We start from the raw sequence: 15,757 nt of genomic DNA, 5'->3' as shown, positions 1-15,757 counted from the left end.
CCTCCCGATAGTCCCGACCGCAACGCGCCAGCCGAGGCAGCCATGAGCAACTATGTCTATCCGCGATTTCCCTATGTCTGCTCGGCAGAGCAGAGGAGCGGCACGCTCCGGCGGCATCCGATCGTCGTAATCGGCGCCGGGCCGATCGGCCTGACGGCGGCACTCGATCTCGCCGCCCGCGGCCAGCCGGTCGTCGTGCTCGATGACAACGACACCGTCAGCATCGGCTCCCGCGCCGTCTGCTACGCCAAGCGCCCGCTCGAGATCTGGGACCGGCTCGGCTGCGCAGCGCCGATGGTCGAGAAGGGCGTCAGCTGGAACATCGGCAAGGTGTTCTTCCGCGACCAGCTCTCCTATCAGTTCGATTTGCTGCCCGAACCCGACCACCGCTGGCCGGCGATGATCAACCTGCAGCAATACTATCTGGAGGAGATCCTGGTCGACGCCTGCAGCAGGAGCCCGCTGGTCGATCTGCGCTGGAAGCATCGCCTCGTCAGCCTGAAGCAGAGCGAGGATTGCGCGCAGCTCGCGGTGGAGACGCCCGACGGCATCTTCACCATGGAGGCGCAATGGGTGATCGCCTGCGACGGCGCCAATTCCGACACCCGCCGGATGGTCGGCGCCGAGTTCACCGGCCAGTTCTTCCAGGACCGCTTCCTGATCGCCGACGTCAGGATGAAGGCGGACTTCCCCACCGAGCGCTGGTTCTGGTTCGACCCGCCATTCCATCCGGGACAGTCGGTGCTGCTGCATCGCCAATCGGACAACATCTGGCGCATCGACTTCCAGCTCGGCTGGGACGCCGATCCGGACGAGGAGAAGAAGCCCGAGCGCGTGATCCCGCGTATCCGCGCGATGCTCGGCGCGAGCGTCGACTTCGAGCTCGAATGGGTGTCGATCTATCAGTTCGCCTGCCGCCGGATCGACAATTTCCGCCATGGCCGGGTGCTGTTCGCCGGCGATGCGGCGCATCAGGTGTCGCCGTTCGGCGCCCGCGGCGCCAACACCGGCGTGCAGGACATCGACAATCTCGCCTGGAAGCTCGCTCTGGTGCTGCGTGGCGAGGCGCCGGAGAACCTGCTCGACAGCTATCACGAGGAACGCGCTTATGCTGCCGACGACAATATTCTGAACTCGACGCGGGCGACTGATTTCATCACGCCGAAGACGCAAGCGAGCCGCCATTTCCGCAACGCCGTGCTCGACCTCGCGCAGCACCACAGCTTCGCGCGGCCGCTGGTCAACAGCGGCCGGCTGTCGACGCCGACGCCTTACGTCACCTCGTCGCTGAACACGCCTGACGGCGGGATCGTCCCTGGCGCGATGATGCCGGGCACCAATGCGGCCGATGCGCCGGTGACGATCGCCGGTCAGCCCGGCTGGCTCCTGAACTGTCTCGGCTCCGGCTTCACGATCGTCTCGTTCGACGACGCGATCACGACCGAACAGCTCGCCATCGACGGCATGGCTGTCCGCGTGATCGTCGTCGGCCGCGACATCGCGGACCCGAAGGGCCTGCTCGCGGCGCGCTACGGCGCATCGCCCGGCACGACCTATCTGTTCCGGCCCGATCAATATGTCGCCGCCCGTTGGCCGCAGTTCGACGCGGACGCCATCACCGACGCGGTCCGGCGCGCCTGCGGCAGGCACAGCACGGCCCAACAGGAGCTTGCGGCATGAGCCTGACCCTCACCCCGAACATCAGCGACCCCGACGGCTTCTACGCCGAACTGATCGGCGGCCAGCGCGACCTCAGCGAGGACGATGCGCAGCGCATGAACGCCAGGCTGGTGCTGCTGCTCGCCAACCACATCGGCGACCGCGCCGTCCTCAGCGCGGCGATCCGGCTGGCGCGCTCGCCCGCCGGCTAACGCAGGCCGCAACACGTCACATCGGCAGCCGGATTTGATCCCGATCAAAGCCGGCTCACCACGGTTTGCGGCAGACAGAGAGACCAGTCGGCGCGTCCTGCGCCGGTGCGGAGTTCGCGCGCCTGCGCACGTTGCGGCTCGTGATCCGATCCCGGTCGGTTTCATTGTGACAACATCATAATGTCACGCCAGCTTCACTGAGGCCCTCTACCTCTTCGCCTCGTTCCACAACGGCACGGGGATTCGCATGTCGCGCTACTACAAGACGCTGCAGACGCAGCGCTTCGACGACTATCGCTACTATCATCAGAGCCGGATCAATCAGACGCTGCACCTGATCAGCGCCGTGATCTTCCTCGTGTGCTACGCGCTGCTGTTCAAGGATCCGGCAATGGCCGGCCTGGTCGGCTGGCTGGCGATGCTGACGCGGCAGACCGGGCACTTCTTCTTCGAACCGAACGGCTACGACCACGTCAACGACGTCACCAACGCGTACAAGGAGGCGGTCAAGGTCGGCTACAATCAGACCCGCAAGATCGTGCTGCTGACGGTATGGGGACTGGTGCCGGTGGCGCTGTTCGCGTTTCCGACGCTGTTCGGCCTGTTCGCCGAGCCGGCCGGCCGGATCGACTTCGTCCGCCATGTCGGCCTGCTCTGGCTCGCGGTCGGCATCGGCGGCGGCCTGTTTCGCGTCATCCAACTGTTTGCGACGCAGGATGTCTCGACCGGCCTCATCTGGGCGTTCAAGGTGCTGACCGACCCGTTCCACAACATCGCGCTGTACTGGAAGTCGCCGCTGGCGTTGCTGCGCGGCGAGCTGATCGACCCGACCATCAAGGACGCCTCGCACTGGGGCGCCGCCGAGGACGAGGCCGAAGAAGCCGCGCATCTCACCTGATCGCGAGTTCCCGCCGCGGGACCGTCCCGCGGCGGGCGTCGTCGGAGTGACGGGCTTCAACACCATGGAACGACTCTCCTGCTGCGCCGTTGCGGGCTTAGTGCTGGTGGCCTTCAGGAGCTTTCCATGTGTGACTACAGCCTCCATACTGTTGCTTCCCGTGACGCCAAAACCGCCGACGTGCTGGTCTCCTGTCGCTTTCCCGGCACGGAGACCCGCGGCTTCTGCACCAAGGACGATCCGTTGACCGCGGTGTGCCTGCGCCCAGGCACCGAGCTCGCCTTCGAGGGCGACGTGCGCATCAAGGGCCTCTTCTTCCGCCGCAAGGTCGGCGCGCATCTCGCCCGCTTCCGCCAGGTCGACACCAACAAGCCGGCCGAACATCACGATGCGCTCGAATTCTCCAATGGCCGCATCGTCAAGGTCACCAACCTCGCCGCCGGCCAGCGCGCCCGCGTGGTGCAGATGCCGGCCGACCCGGCTACGAGGCGCACGACCGCGCCGCTTACGATCGAACTGCGGGCGACGCAGCTCTGAAGACGTCGACACGGCCGGCGTCAGCGCCGCAGCGGCGCTGGCGTCGGACATGACCGGCTGGAGATATTGCGCGTCGTCGGAAGCTGCGCGCGCGAATCCTGGTGCCATGCCGAACATGTGATCCTGCGTGCGTGCTCGCGATCCCGCGGCACGATCGATGCCCGGGTGATGCGGCCGTCAGCCCTCTCGGCGAGAGGGCGCGGGGAAGGCCGGGTGCTGACCGCGGCCCATGGCCCGCCTGCAACAAGAAAAGCAGGCGGCAGTCACCACAGGTCGGGCCACCAAGCGGCCTCCCCCGCGCAATGGTTTTACGGTGTCCTTCGTGCTCTCCCTGGGGATCGGCGTTCTTGCCCCCATCGCCCGCGCGTGCCGTCAAGCAACCGACCGCGGACTTGACCTCAGCGTCGAGAGGCCAGGACCACACGACTTCGCCGTCCGTGCCGCATGCGCTCGTCTGGCACAGCCATCACGTCCATCGCAACCCACCTCCACGTTCGTGACGACGCGTCCGTCCCTCTGCACGAGGCGGGATGGGGGATAGAACCACATATTCCGTAAAAACGCAAGGCGTTTATATTTTTCCGAATTCTAATCGAGCGCGGTCGGACAGAACCGATCCACACTCCCGGCAGCGGCGGATCAGCATCATACGAAGCACGCGCCAGACTGCAGGAAATTTCACCGCGAACGGCTGCTGCGGGGGTTGAACTTCGGCTATATGCGGCTGATCTTCCGCGTTCCGTTCAGAAAGCCTCACCGTGCCGCTCATCATCTTCGACTTCGACGGCACGCTGGTCGACAGCCGTGCGCTGATCCTGGAATGCCATCGCACCGTGTTCACAAAGTTCGGCCTGCCGGTACCGGCTGCGCAGGACAGCCTCGCGCTGATCGGCCGCTCGCTGGAGCTCGTGCTGGCGGAGCTCGCCGGCCCGGATGCGCCTCTGCTGGACATGGTGGCCACATATGGCCGTGTGCTGCCGCGGCTGCGGGCCGATCCGGCGTTCGCGGAACGACCGTTCGAAGGGATTGGCGCATTGCTGCTTGGCTTGAGCCGCAGGAGCCGGACGCAACTCGGCATCGCAACCGGTCACACATCAGAAGCGGTGGTGCCGGCGCTGACGACCCTCGGCTGGCGCGATTGGTTCAGCACCATCCAGGCCGCCGACATGGCGCCATCGAAGCCGCATCCCGCCATGCTGCTGCAGGCGATGGCCGCGGCCGGGGTCACCGCCGGAGAGGCGGTCTTCATCGGCGACACTAGCTTCGACATGCAAATGGCAAAGGCCGCGGGCGTCAGGTGCGTCGGCGTGACCTGGGGCTACCACACCGCGGAGCAGCTCAAGGAGGCTGGCGCGAGCGAGGTGGTACCAACGGTGGGTGAGCTGCAGGCGTTGCTCGAAAGCTCGCTCTAGCCACAGCCTGCGACGTGTGAGGCCCAGTAACTAATCGACCGTAGCCTCCGCACCGCTACCCAATACGGTGCCCTCGCCCCTTGTGGGAGAGGGCATCGACGGCCCATCCTCCTATTCGGTTGGGTGAGGGGTTTGTCTCCGCGAGCAACGCGCGTGGAGACAAACCCCTCACCCAACCGAGCCCGTTGCACCGTCCTACATGCCCTCTCCCACAAGGGGCGAGGGCACAATAGTGACCACTGCGCCCGCAGCGAGGCCGAATGATCCGAGGCATCGAGTCGACGATCATCCCCGTTCAATCCGGCAAATTCGTAAACCTCGGACGCCAGACGCCCAGGATCACGTTCACGGTGGCGACGCCGAGCATGACCCAGATGGCGCCCTGCTCGGTGCCGAAGTTGGGCGCAAGCGTCGCCGGGTCGATCTGGCCGGCGACGGCGCGGGCGGCCTCCTCGGCCGCCTCCTGCATCGGACCCTGCACGGCGGCAAAACCCCATTCGAAGACCAGGATGCCGGAGGCGAGCTTGGCGAGCGCCCAGCCGGCGCTGTGCAGCGCGCGGTTGATCGCGATGGCGAGCAGTCCGGCGATCAGGGTCAGGCCGAGCGAGGGGAAGAACACGTAGCGCACGATGGCGCCCATCGCCGCGCGCATCTCGGCGTAATGCGACAGCGACACCGACGGCTGCGGGATCAGGCCGAGCAGCACGACGAGGCAGGCCATCGCGCCCATCATGCCGATCGCGCCCATCGTGTGCAGGAACTTCATCAACCGTCGCATGGCATTCCCCCGGCGTCGTGAAGATGAGATCTCGTCCGGCAGGGCTCGCGGTCCCCCGCCAAGTCAAGCCACGCTGCATGCGCGGGCGGCCGTCACCCGTCATCCATACGATCAAGACCGGACATCGGATCACGCATCGGGACGAGCACCTGGCTCTACCAGTGCCGCGTACCCGGCCCGCCCTTGAACGGTCCGACGACGCGAGAGGTGATCCAGCCGCCGTAGAAATCGCCCTCTTGCGCGGCAACGCGCTCGTCACCGACGAAGCAGGCGTCGACGCGGGAGGCATAGAATGCCAGATGGCCCGCGATCGGCGCGAAGGCGGGCGTCGGCTGCTCATAGCTCCACGCCGCCTGCTCGGACCGGCGGCCATCGACCTCCACGGTCCAATAGCTGGCGACGCCCTTGAACTCGCAGAACGACCGGCCCGGAGCGGCACGCAGCCACTGCATCGCGACATGCTGCGATGGGATGTAGTAGACGGGCGGATGGCTGGTCTCGAGCACGCGATAGCCGTCCTGCGTGTCGGCGATGGTGACGCCGGCGAATGCGACGCGCAGCCGCGACATGCAGCGCTCCAGCCGCGGCGGCCGCGGATAGTCCCACACCGATTCCTGTCCCGGCCCCGGCACGATCCGCTGCATGTCCCTTCTCCGTCATGGCGCCGCCGCCGCGCGTAGCGACCGGCCAGCGCAAGGCAACGGCCCAAGGGAGGCAGAGGATCACCGTAGATTGATGGGGAGCGGCGGCTGTCGTTCCGGCTTCACGACGGTGAAGCCGCCGGCGGAGCGGGTTCAGGCTCGCGCACCGCGGCCTTGCCGTTGCCCTGCCCGATGCGGAACAGTTGGATGTAGCTGCCGAGATAGAGCGGCGAGAGGCCGGCGACCGGCTGCTCCGGGACCGGCGGGTCGAGCAGCAGGACAGCATCGAAGTTCGAGCGCCAGCCGGCCAGATAGCGCGCGAGCGGCAACACGTCGGCGGGCGGCGTGTCCGGCTGCAGCCAGCGCCACGCGGCGGGCTCGGCCAGCGGCTGCGCGAGACGCGCGAAAGAGGGACGCACCGTGACGGGCTGCTGGTTCGGATGGGCGAACATCAGCGGCCAGAACGCCCGCCGCTCGATCACGAGCAGCGCCGCCATATGGGAATCGACATAACGGAAGCCGGGCAGGATGCGCTCGCGCCGGCTGGAGACGGGCTGCTCGTGGCCATGCGCGGCGATGACGCGCGCGCCGGGCTGCACATGCGCGATCGCCGCGCGCAGTTCGGCGAGGTCGACCCGGTGATCGATCCAGGCCGATGCGATATCCGCGGTCCGAACCAGCATCAGCCCTGCGAGGACGATGCCGACGAGCGCCGCCTTCCTGCCGGACACGACCGGATGCAGGCCGGCGAACAGCAGCAGGCCGTCCATCGCGGCAAAGCGCATGTCGATCAGCGTTCCTCCCAGCGCCGTCCAGGGCGCCGCGACGAAGGCCGTGAACAGCGCCGCCAGCGCCAGCGGAACGCCCGGCGCGATGACGAGCTGGCGCCGGACGAGAACCAGCACCGACATCACCACGACGGTCGTGATGATCGTCAGCTCGGCGCTGGTGGTCAGGAACGGCGTCATGATGCGCCACAGCTTCGGCGGTCCGTCCCAGTCGCCGAGTTGCAACCCTCCCTCGCCCAGCGGACAGAGCCCATAGAGCAGCACGGCCGGGCTGAGCGTGAGTCCGAGCGCACAGGCCGCGACCGCCAGCTCCCGCGTCAGGACCGCCGACCGGCGCAGCCGCCACAGCCGATCGGCCTCTCCGGCGCCGATCAGGACCGCGAAGAACAGCAAGCCGAAGATGTGGCAGAGGAAGGCAGCCGACGCAGTGATGGCCCCCCAGGCGATCGCCGGCAGCCAGCCGCCCCGACGGCGCAGCGCCACCCAGCCGGCGGCGCCGCCGAGGGCAAGACCGAGCGAGAGCTGGAAATTCATGAAGCCGAGCAGGAAGACGCCGTCATAGGCGACGATGCCGGCCGCCAGCGGCCACAATGACAGCCGGCCGAACACCGCGCGGTGATAGGCGATGACCCCGAGGAGCGGCGCGAACAGGCTGAGCGCGAGCAGGATGCGGCCGCCGACATGAACGCCGGTGATGCGCAGCAGCGCGACGCCGATCACGTCCATGCCGAGATTGGGCAGGATGCGCCAGTTCGGCGCGTACATCTGCGACAGCACGGGATCGTCGGGATGCGCCAGCACGAACAGCCGCGCGAGGTGGTTCGGATAGTCGAGCACCGGCGGGACATCGACCAACAGAAACGGCACCGCGAGCACGATGGCGAGCACCAGCGCCAGCAGGATCCAGCGCCAGGGCAGCTCGCCGGCGCTGGAGGCGGACACGGGAGGATGGGGGACTGATCGGAAGTCTGAATGCACGAGGAGGCTGGCCGGCGCGATGGCGCCAGTCGCCGGCGAGCACGATGGCAAATGCATTGAGGTACCCCATTCCGCCCGGGATACTTCGATACCATCCGACCAAAGACTGCAAGATGTCCTGAGGCAACCTTCTGGTTGTGCCTAATGCTCCGTTACTTTACGGGGATTCCGCGAAACCGGCGGCTCAAGCGATCGCCTGGAGATAGCGCCGCACCGAGCGATCGAACGCCGCCTTGGCATCGTCGGCGATGTTCTTCTGCCACCAGGCGCCGTAGATCCGATCGAACGCGAGCGGCGCGACCGCATCGGCGATGCGGCGCACGGCGGCGGCGCCGAGCGGGATGTAGTTCGGATAGGAGTACATGAAGCTGACATGGCGACGATCCATCGCCACCATGGCGATGTCGCCGGTCAACAGCGCACCCCTGCCCTCGGCTCCCTTCCGCCAATGCAGGATGGTGGCGCCGGCGAAGTGCCCGCCAGTCCGCAGCAGCACGATGTCGTCCGAGAGCGCGAGGCGGTCGCCGGTCCACGGCACGATCGCGGGATGCGGCCGCGTGACGAAGGCCGCGTCGTCGCCGTGCAGATAGACCGGCGCATTGCCGAACGCGGCGCTCCAATCGGCGAGCGCGCCATAATAGTGCGGATGCGACACCGCGATGGCCTTCAGCCCGCCCAGCGAGCGGACATGGGCAATGGCCGCATCCGTCGCCAGCGGAATGCAGTCCCACATCACGCAGCCGTCCGGCCCGGGAACGAGCAGCGCGCGCTGGCCGATCGCGAAGCCCGGCTCCAGAGCAAGGCCGATGAGGCCGTCATCCTCGCGCCAGACGACCTGATGCCGTTCGGCGAGGTCGTCGCGGCTGAGGAAGCTCTGTCCCGTCCAGTTCACATATTGCCGCTCGTCCTCGCAGACGACGCAATGGCCGGGCGGCGCCGGCGTATCGGGAAACTGCGCGCCGCATTGAAAGCAGGTCCAGAGAGGCATGGATCACCGGTCGTCCGGGTTGGGAATGCCAAGGATAGCATGCGGGCCATCTCGGAACACCGTCGCGCGCGGCTTCGTGATTGCCTAGTGTCGCCGGACCGCACCAGAGGAGTTCTCGACATGCCGACCCGGCTGCGCCGCGCCTACGTTCACCGCCTGCCGATGCGGAGCCCGGACGATGTCGGCGCGCTCGAGGCCGGAATCGCGCAAGGGGCGATCGATCCCGCAGGGATCGTCGCCATTCTCGGCAAGACCGAGGGCAATGGCTGCGTCAACGACTTCACCCGCGCCTTCGCCGTGCGCTCGCTGGAGGCGCTGCTCGGCCGATATCTTGCGGCGGACGCCGTGCGGCAGATCGCGATGGTGATGTCCGGCGGCACCGAGGGCGCGCTGTCGCCGCACATGATCGTGTTCGAGGCACGCGACGGCGGGGACGCCGCAGAGCCACGCGATGTCCCGACGTCGCTGGCGCTGGGGCGCGCGCGCACGCCGGTGCTGGCGGGCGAGCATCTCGGCCGCATGCAGCAGGTCGAGCTCGTGGCCGCCGGCGTGCGCGCGGCAATGGCCGACGCCGGCATCGGCGATCCCGCCGACGTCCATTACGTGCAGGTGAAATGCCCGCTGCTGACGATGGAGCGGATCGAGGCGGTCGAGGCCCGGGGACAGCGCACCGCCGTGCGCGATACGCTGAAGTCGATGGGCTTTTCGCGCGGCGCCTCGGCGCTCGGGGTCGCCGTCGCGCTCGGCGAGCTCGCCGCCGGCGATCTGTCCGATGCGACGATCTGCGCCGATGTCTCGCGCTACAGCGGGCGCGCCGCCACCTCGGGCGGCGTCGAGCTGCTCGACCACGAGATCATGGTGGCCGGCATGTCGGCCAGGTGGAGCGGGCCGCTCGCGATCGATCATGCCGTCATGGGCGATGCCATCGACATCGAGCCGGCGCGGCAGGCGCTCGCCCGGCTTGGCCTGAACGTGGCGGGCCAGGTGCCGGCGGCCGATCGCAGCCGCATCGCCGCGGTGCTCGCCAAGGCGGAGGCGGCGCAGAGCGGCCGGCTGCGCGGCCAGCGGCATACCATGCTCGACGACAGCGACGTCTCCTCGACCCGCCATGCCCGCGCCTTCGTCGGCGGCGCGCTGGCCGGGCTGTTTGGCTTCACCGACCTGTTCGTCTCGGGCGGCGCTGAGCACCAGGGCCCTGACGGCGGCGGGCCGGTCGCGGTGATCGTCGCGCGCGGCTAGATCGACGGTATCGAGATCCGGCAGGCGCCGCTCCCGCGGTTTGCGGAGACCTCGCGGGAGTTTGGGCGCGACCGGTAATGAATAACCAACAGACCCTTACCTGCGACTGATTATCACATGCATTAGGTACGATCATCCCAGGCGGGCCACCAGCGCAACCCGTTTTGGTCGAATTTCGAGGACTTGTTGAGAGGCGTTCGCAACAGGAGTGATCCTGATGGCGAATCCACGAACAAGATTTGTCCTTGAGTAGCCATTGGGGTGGTTGAGTATGGGTCGAGCCGTCTTTCCAGCAAGCTTGCGCGGGGGCACCGCGCTTCGAGGCGATCCCTCCGCTGATGTATCGGGGGTCAAGGTGTCGGCGGTCGCGGGGCTGATCGCCGTCGCCTCGTTCTCCGGCGCCGAGGCGCAGCAGGCGCCCCTGCCCTCCGTCACCGTCGAAGCGCCGGCCGCGCGCGCCAAGCCGGCGCCGTCGCGGCCGTCGGCCGACCAGGTCCGCGCCCGCAGCGCGCTGCGCCGCGCGGCCCGCCAGCCGCAGCAGCCGCCGGCTCAGACCGGACCGCAGACGCCGCCCGACGCCAACCCTTACGCGGACGCGGCCGCGCCCTACAAGGTCGACCGCGTCGCTTCCGGCAAGTTCACCGAGAAGCTGGTGAACACGCCGAAGACCATCACCGTGATGAGCAAGGAGGTGCTGGAGGACAAGCACGTCACCACGCTGAAGGAGGTCGGCCGCTCGACCGCGGGCGTCACGCTCGGCTCGGGCGAAGGCGGCAACGCGTTCGGCGACCGCTTCTTCATCCGCGGCTTCGATGCCCGCAACGACATCTTCATCGACGGCATCCGCGATCCCGCCGTGTCGGTGCGCGAGAACTTCTTCACCGAGCAGGTCGAGATCCTGCGCGGTCCCGCCTCGGCCTATGCCGGCCGCGGCACCGCGGGAGGCGCCATCAACATCATCACCAAGCAGGCCGGCGACCGCAACTTCACCAACGCGGAGTCGACGCTGGGCACCGACCAGACCAAGCGCGTGACGCTGGACGTCAACCAGACGATCTCGCCGACCTTCTCGGTGCGCACCGGCGGCCTGTTCCAGGACGCCAATGTCGCGGGACGCGACCACGTCACCGACGACCGCTGGGGCGGCTTCATCTCAACCAAGTGGACGCCGACGGACTCGCTGAAGGTCACGACCAACTACGTCCACACCGACCTCTCCGGCTATCCGGACTTCGGCGTGCCGTTCTACAAGCAGGGCAACATTCCGGCGACCTCGGCCGGCATCCCGCGCAACAATTGGTACGGCTTCCTCAACCGCGACTTCCAGGCGGCGCGGCAGGATTTCGGCACGCTGGCCGGCGAGCTCAAGCTCAGCGACAGCGTCACCTTCACGAGCAAGCTGCGCGGCGAGCATTCCGAGCTGAACTACATCGGCACCCTGCCGAATGCGAGCGTGGCGGGAACGGCCAGCCCCGATCCGACCAAATGGTTCTTCAATGCCAGCGCGCAGAGCCGCTATCAGACCGTCGACAACTGGGCCAACCAGAACGACCTCACGTTCAAATACGACACCGGCCCGGTCAAGCACACCACCGTGGTCGGCACGGAGTTCTCCAAGGAGAACATCTCGATCGACCGCTACGCCGGGCTGACCTCGGAGGCGTTCGGCTCGCAGGGCACCACCGGCGGGGGCTTGCAGAACCAGAACATGTTCAGCCCCGCCTACACCAACCTGCCGTTCACGACCGTGCCGTTCCTGACCGGTAATCCGACTCGCTACGATGTCGACAGCAAGAGCGCCTATGTGATCGACACCGCGAACTGGCGCGACACCATCATCCTCACCGGCGGCCTGCGCTATGACGGCTATGCGATGCGCTCGTCGAACAACACCGCCTCGGCGACCGTCGATTCCGACCTGATCAACTACAATCTCGGCCTCGTCTACAAGCCGCTGCCGATCGGCAGCCTCTATGCCGCCTATGCGACCTCCGCCAATCCGTTCGGCTCCGAGCTCGACGGCACCGCGACCGACTACGGCGGCATTCCGCCGAACAGCACCATCATCCTCGGGCCGGAGCGCAACAAGGGCGCCGAGATCGGCACCAAATGGGAGCTGGTCGACCGCCATCTGCTGGTGACCGGCGCGCTGTTCCAGACGGTGAAGGAGAACGCCCGCGAGACCGTCAACGGGCTTTTGACCTCCGGCGCCGCCTACCGCATCCAGGGCATCGACATCGAGGCGGAAGGCAAGCTCACCGACCGCTGGAGCATCTTCGGCGGCCTCGTGCTGATGCAGTCCAAGGTGACGCAGAGCGGCGTCGCGTCCAATACCGGACTGCAGCTCGCCAACATCGCGCACCAGTCGCTGAGCGTGCTGACCAAGTACAAGTTCGACGACGGCTGGGAGATCGGCGGCCAGGCCGTCTACCGCTCGAAAGTGTTCGGCGGCACGTTCGCGGCCAACACCGGCAACGAGCTGCCGAGCTACTGGCGGTTCGATGCCTTCGTGGAGAAGCAGATCGACAAGAACTGGAGCATGAAGGTCTATGCCCAGAACCTCACCAACCAGCTCTATTACGACACCTTCTACCGCAGCAACGTGCCGTTCACCCAGGTCGCTCCCGGCCGTGCGTTCTACCTGATCACGACGGCGAAGTTCTAAGGCCGCGCGCGTCCCGGTCGGGAAACAGATTCGCCAGATTCCCGCCGCATCTCGCGATGCGGCGGGAAGCAGCTCGAACCGAAGATCGCCGAAGTGATCATCAAGCGCACGATTAACCTCGCGGGACGGGGTGAAGGCCGGCCAATTCTCCCATCAGCAATTGAATGACGGAGATCAGCTCAACCAGGAGGTTTCAAGTGTTGCCGTGACGCGACACTTTGCGAACAACTCTCATTTTCAGAAATGGATGGAAACTTTTCGCATTCCGGCCACCGGCGGAACCAGCTTTGGACCGCTTTCCCCCGCTTCTTGACTTGCATTCGCAACAGGCACGCGCCGGTTGCGGGCGTTCAAACGAACCCAAGTCAGAGTTTTGCGTAACGAACGGGGTGGTCGAGTATGGGTAAGGCAATCTTTCCAAGGAGCTTGCGAGGGGCAAGCGGGCACGAGTGGGAGCCATCTCCCGAGATTTCCGGTGTGAAAGTCTCGGCAGTCGCGAGCCTGATCGCGGTTGCCTCGTTCTCCAGTGCCGAAGCCCAGCAGGCGCCGCTGCCGTCCGTCAACGTCGAAGCCCCGGTCGCGCGTCCCAAGCCGGCCGCCTCGCGCCCGACCGCGGACCAGGTCCGCGCCCGCGACGCGATGCGCCGCGCCGCCCGCCAGCAACAACAGCAGCAGGCCGCGGCGCCGAAGAGCAATCTGCCGCCCGACCGCAACCCCTATTCCAGCCCCGCCTCCGACTACAAGGGCGAGCGGCTGCAGGCCTCCGGCAAGTTTCCGGAGAAGCTGCTCAACACGCCTAAGACGGTGACGGTGCTGAGCAAGGAGATCCTGGCCGACAAGAACTCCACCAGCCTCAAATCCGCCGTGCTTTCCACCGCCGGCGTGACGCTCGGCACCGGCGAAGGCGGCAACGCGTTCGGCGACCGCTTCTTCATCCGCGGCTTCGACGCCCGCAACGACGTCTTCATCGACGGCGTGCGTGACGCCGGCGTCTCCGTGCGCGAGAACTTCTTCACCGAGCAGGTCGAGATCCTGCGCGGCCCGAACTCCTCGTTCGCCGGCCGCGGCACCACCGGCGGCGCCATCAACATCGCGACCAAGCAGGCCACGACCGAGAACAGCTTCTACAACATGGACACCACGCTCGGCACCGACCGCACCAAGCGCGTGGTGATCGACGTCAACCAGAAGATCACGCCGACCTTCGCCGCGCGCGTCGGCGGCCTGTTCCAGGATGCCGGCGTCGCGGGCCGCGACTACGTCACCGACAACCGCAACGGCGGCTTCATCGCCACCAAGTGGACGCCGCTCGACACCGTGACGCTGTCCGCCAACTACATCCACAACGAGGTGACGGGACGTCCGGACTTCGGCGTACCGTATTATCGGCCGAGCACGCTCACCGCCGGCGCGCCGTTCCCCGAGGTCGGCGCTCCGCGCAACGCCTGGTACGGCTTCGTCAACCGCGACTTCTCGCGCGTCGGACAGGACATCGGCACGCTCAATGCCGAGGTGAAGGTCACCCCTGACCTGACGATCTCCGACAAGTTCCGGGTATCGCGCTCGACCCTGAACTATATCGGCACTCTGCCGGAAGGCCCGACGCTCACCAATCCTCTCTCGAACTCGACGATCCGGGCCAATCCGCAGAGCCGCTTCCAGCAGACCGACGTGCTCGCCAACCAGCTCGAGGCGACCTACAAGTTCGACACCGGCAACTTCAGGCATACCGTGCTCGCCGGCCTCGAGGTCTCGCAGGAAAAGGCGCTCATCAACAGCTACACCGGCCTGACCTCCGAGCAGCAAGGTCTCGCGTTCGCCGGCAGCGGTTCGCTGTCGGGCGTGAGCGTGTTCAACCCGCAGTTCACCAACCTGCCGTTCGGCATTCCGTCGCTGGGACAATTCCCGACGAACGTGAAGATCGACTCGGCGAGCGTCTACGCCCTGGACAGCGTCAACTACCGCGATCTCGTCATCCTCAACGGCGGCGTGCGCTATGACAAATACGACGTTCGGGTCGATGGCTTCGGGACGGTCAACGGCGTCGCCAACACGCCGGGCTCGACCGCGGCCTCCAGCGGCATGCCGAACTTCAACGTCGGCATGACGTTGAAGCCGGTGCCCTACGCCAGCTTCTATGCGGCCTATGCCACGTCGTCGAACCCGGTCGGCGCCGAGTTCGACGGTCTCAGCCCGCAATATGGCGGCCTGTCGGCGGTGACCAATGGCGGCGCCAACCAGATCTTCGGGCCAGAGAAGAACACCTCGATCGAGATCGGCACCAAATGGGAGCTGCTCGACGGCCGCCTGCTGGTCACGGGCGCCTTGTTCCAGACCGAGAAGGAGAATGCCCGCGAGTCGCGCAACATCACCAGCGCCGCGCAGGCCACCGCGGACTGCCCGTATCCGGCAGGCACCGTCGGCTCCGTGCCGTGTCTCTCGGCCGGTGCCGCCTACCGCATCCGCGGCATCGATCTGCAGGCGGGCGGCAAGCTGACCGACAAATGGAGCATCTTCGGCGGCATCGTGCTGATGCAGTCGGAGGTGACGAAGTCGAACATCCCGCCGGCCAACACCGCGCTGTTCACCAGCAATGTCGGCCTGCAGCTCGCCAACACCGCGCACCAGTCGTTCAGCCTGCTGACGAAGTACCAGATCAACGACACCTGGGAGATCGGCGGCCAGGCGGTGTACCGCTCGAAGATCTTCGGCGGCACCTGGCTGGCGGCGAACCAGGGCACCGAGCTGCCGAGCTACTGGCGCTTCGACGCGTTCGCGGAAGCCAAGCTCGACAAGAACTGGACGGCGAAGCTGTTCGTTGCCAACATCTTCGACAAGCTCTACTACGACGCTCTCTATCAGAGTGCCACCCCGTTCGTGCTCGTCGGTCCGGGACGAAGCGCATCGATCGTCCTGTCAGGACGGTTCTGATCGCACACCCAAGCCGGGGCATACATCAAGT

General features: G+C 66.8%; 12 protein-coding genes. 8 read left to right on the top strand and 4 right to left on the bottom strand.

The genetic code is table 11. The annotated features are described in order from the left end of the window. The first annotated feature begins 42 nt into the window (after positions 1–42). From ACQR1X_RS20510 to ACQR1X_RS20490, 5 genes are all read left to right on the top strand, one after another. Entirely contained in the window at positions 43–1,680 is a 1,638-nt protein-coding gene (locus ACQR1X_RS20510) for an FAD-dependent oxidoreductase (RefSeq protein WP_434899466.1), read from the top strand. Beyond that, positions 1,677–1,871, top strand: a complete 195-nt coding sequence (locus tag ACQR1X_RS20505) for a DUF2783 domain-containing protein (protein ID WP_434899465.1) — start codon at positions 1,677–1,679, stop codon at positions 1,869–1,871. Before ACQR1X_RS20510 ends, ACQR1X_RS20505 begins: the two co-directional genes overlap by 4 nt. Before the next feature lie 247 nt (positions 1,872–2,118). Then, positions 2,119–2,769, top strand: a complete 651-nt coding sequence (locus ACQR1X_RS20500) for an Mpo1-like protein (RefSeq protein WP_434899464.1) — start codon at positions 2,119–2,121, stop codon at positions 2,767–2,769. Between the two features lie 126 nt (positions 2,770–2,895). Further along, positions 2,896–3,306 (top strand): hypothetical protein, encoded by a 411-nt coding sequence (locus ACQR1X_RS20495; RefSeq protein ID WP_434899463.1) that lies wholly within the window; start codon positions 2,896–2,898, stop codon positions 3,304–3,306. Positions 3,307–4,064: 758 nt separating this feature from the next. Further along, on the top strand, positions 4,065–4,718 hold the full coding sequence (locus ACQR1X_RS20490) for an HAD family hydrolase (RefSeq protein WP_434899462.1): 654 nt from the start codon (positions 4,065–4,067) through the stop codon (positions 4,716–4,718). 295 nt (positions 4,719–5,013) lie between these two features. Here the strand turns inward: ACQR1X_RS20490 and ACQR1X_RS20485 are convergent, their stop codons facing one another. The 4 genes from ACQR1X_RS20485 to ACQR1X_RS20470 form a co-directional block, all read right to left on the bottom strand. Further along, the gene (locus tag ACQR1X_RS20485) at positions 5,014–5,496 is read right to left on the bottom strand and encodes a hypothetical protein (protein WP_434882764.1); all 483 of its coding nucleotides are present in this window, start codon (positions 5,494–5,496) and stop codon (positions 5,014–5,016) included. 155 nt (positions 5,497–5,651) lie between these two features. Next, positions 5,652–6,140 (bottom strand): DUF427 domain-containing protein, encoded by a 489-nt coding sequence (locus tag ACQR1X_RS20480; RefSeq protein WP_434887881.1) that lies wholly within the window; start codon positions 6,138–6,140, stop codon positions 5,652–5,654. 119 nt (positions 6,141–6,259) lie between these two features. Next, the gene (locus ACQR1X_RS20475; RefSeq protein ID WP_434887882.1) at positions 6,260–7,867 is read right to left on the bottom strand and encodes a hypothetical protein; all 1,608 of its coding nucleotides are present in this window, start codon (positions 7,865–7,867) and stop codon (positions 6,260–6,262) included. 220 nt (positions 7,868–8,087) lie between these two features. Further along, the gene (locus ACQR1X_RS20470) at positions 8,088–8,891 is read right to left on the bottom strand and encodes an MBL fold metallo-hydrolase (RefSeq protein WP_434899461.1); all 804 of its coding nucleotides are present in this window, start codon (positions 8,889–8,891) and stop codon (positions 8,088–8,090) included. Between the two features lie 120 nt (positions 8,892–9,011). On the opposite strand from ACQR1X_RS20470, the gene ACQR1X_RS20465 reads away from it, so the two are divergent. The 3 genes from ACQR1X_RS20465 (at position 9,012) to ACQR1X_RS20455 (ending at position 15,726) form a co-directional block, all read left to right on the top strand. Beyond that, the gene (locus ACQR1X_RS20465) at positions 9,012–10,130 is read left to right on the top strand and encodes a ring-opening amidohydrolase (protein WP_434899460.1); all 1,119 of its coding nucleotides are present in this window, start codon (positions 9,012–9,014) and stop codon (positions 10,128–10,130) included. Positions 10,131–10,401: 271 nt separating this feature from the next. Next, positions 10,402–12,795 (top strand): TonB-dependent receptor, encoded by a 2,394-nt coding sequence (locus ACQR1X_RS20460; protein WP_316236763.1) that lies wholly within the window; start codon positions 10,402–10,404, stop codon positions 12,793–12,795. Positions 12,796–13,194: 399 nt separating this feature from the next. Further along, positions 13,195–15,726: a TonB-dependent receptor gene (locus ACQR1X_RS20455; RefSeq protein ID WP_434899459.1), complete on the top strand. Its 2,532-nt coding sequence runs from the start codon at positions 13,195–13,197 to the stop codon at positions 15,724–15,726. Positions 15,727–15,757: the final 31 nt, after the last annotated feature.

Source organism: Bradyrhizobium sp. HKCCYLRH3073 (assembly GCF_051167995.1).
GTDB lineage: Bacteria > Pseudomonadota > Alphaproteobacteria > Rhizobiales > Xanthobacteraceae > Bradyrhizobium.
The sequence above is the reverse complement of the archived record's forward strand: the minus strand, read 5'-3'. Positions and strand labels throughout refer to the sequence as shown.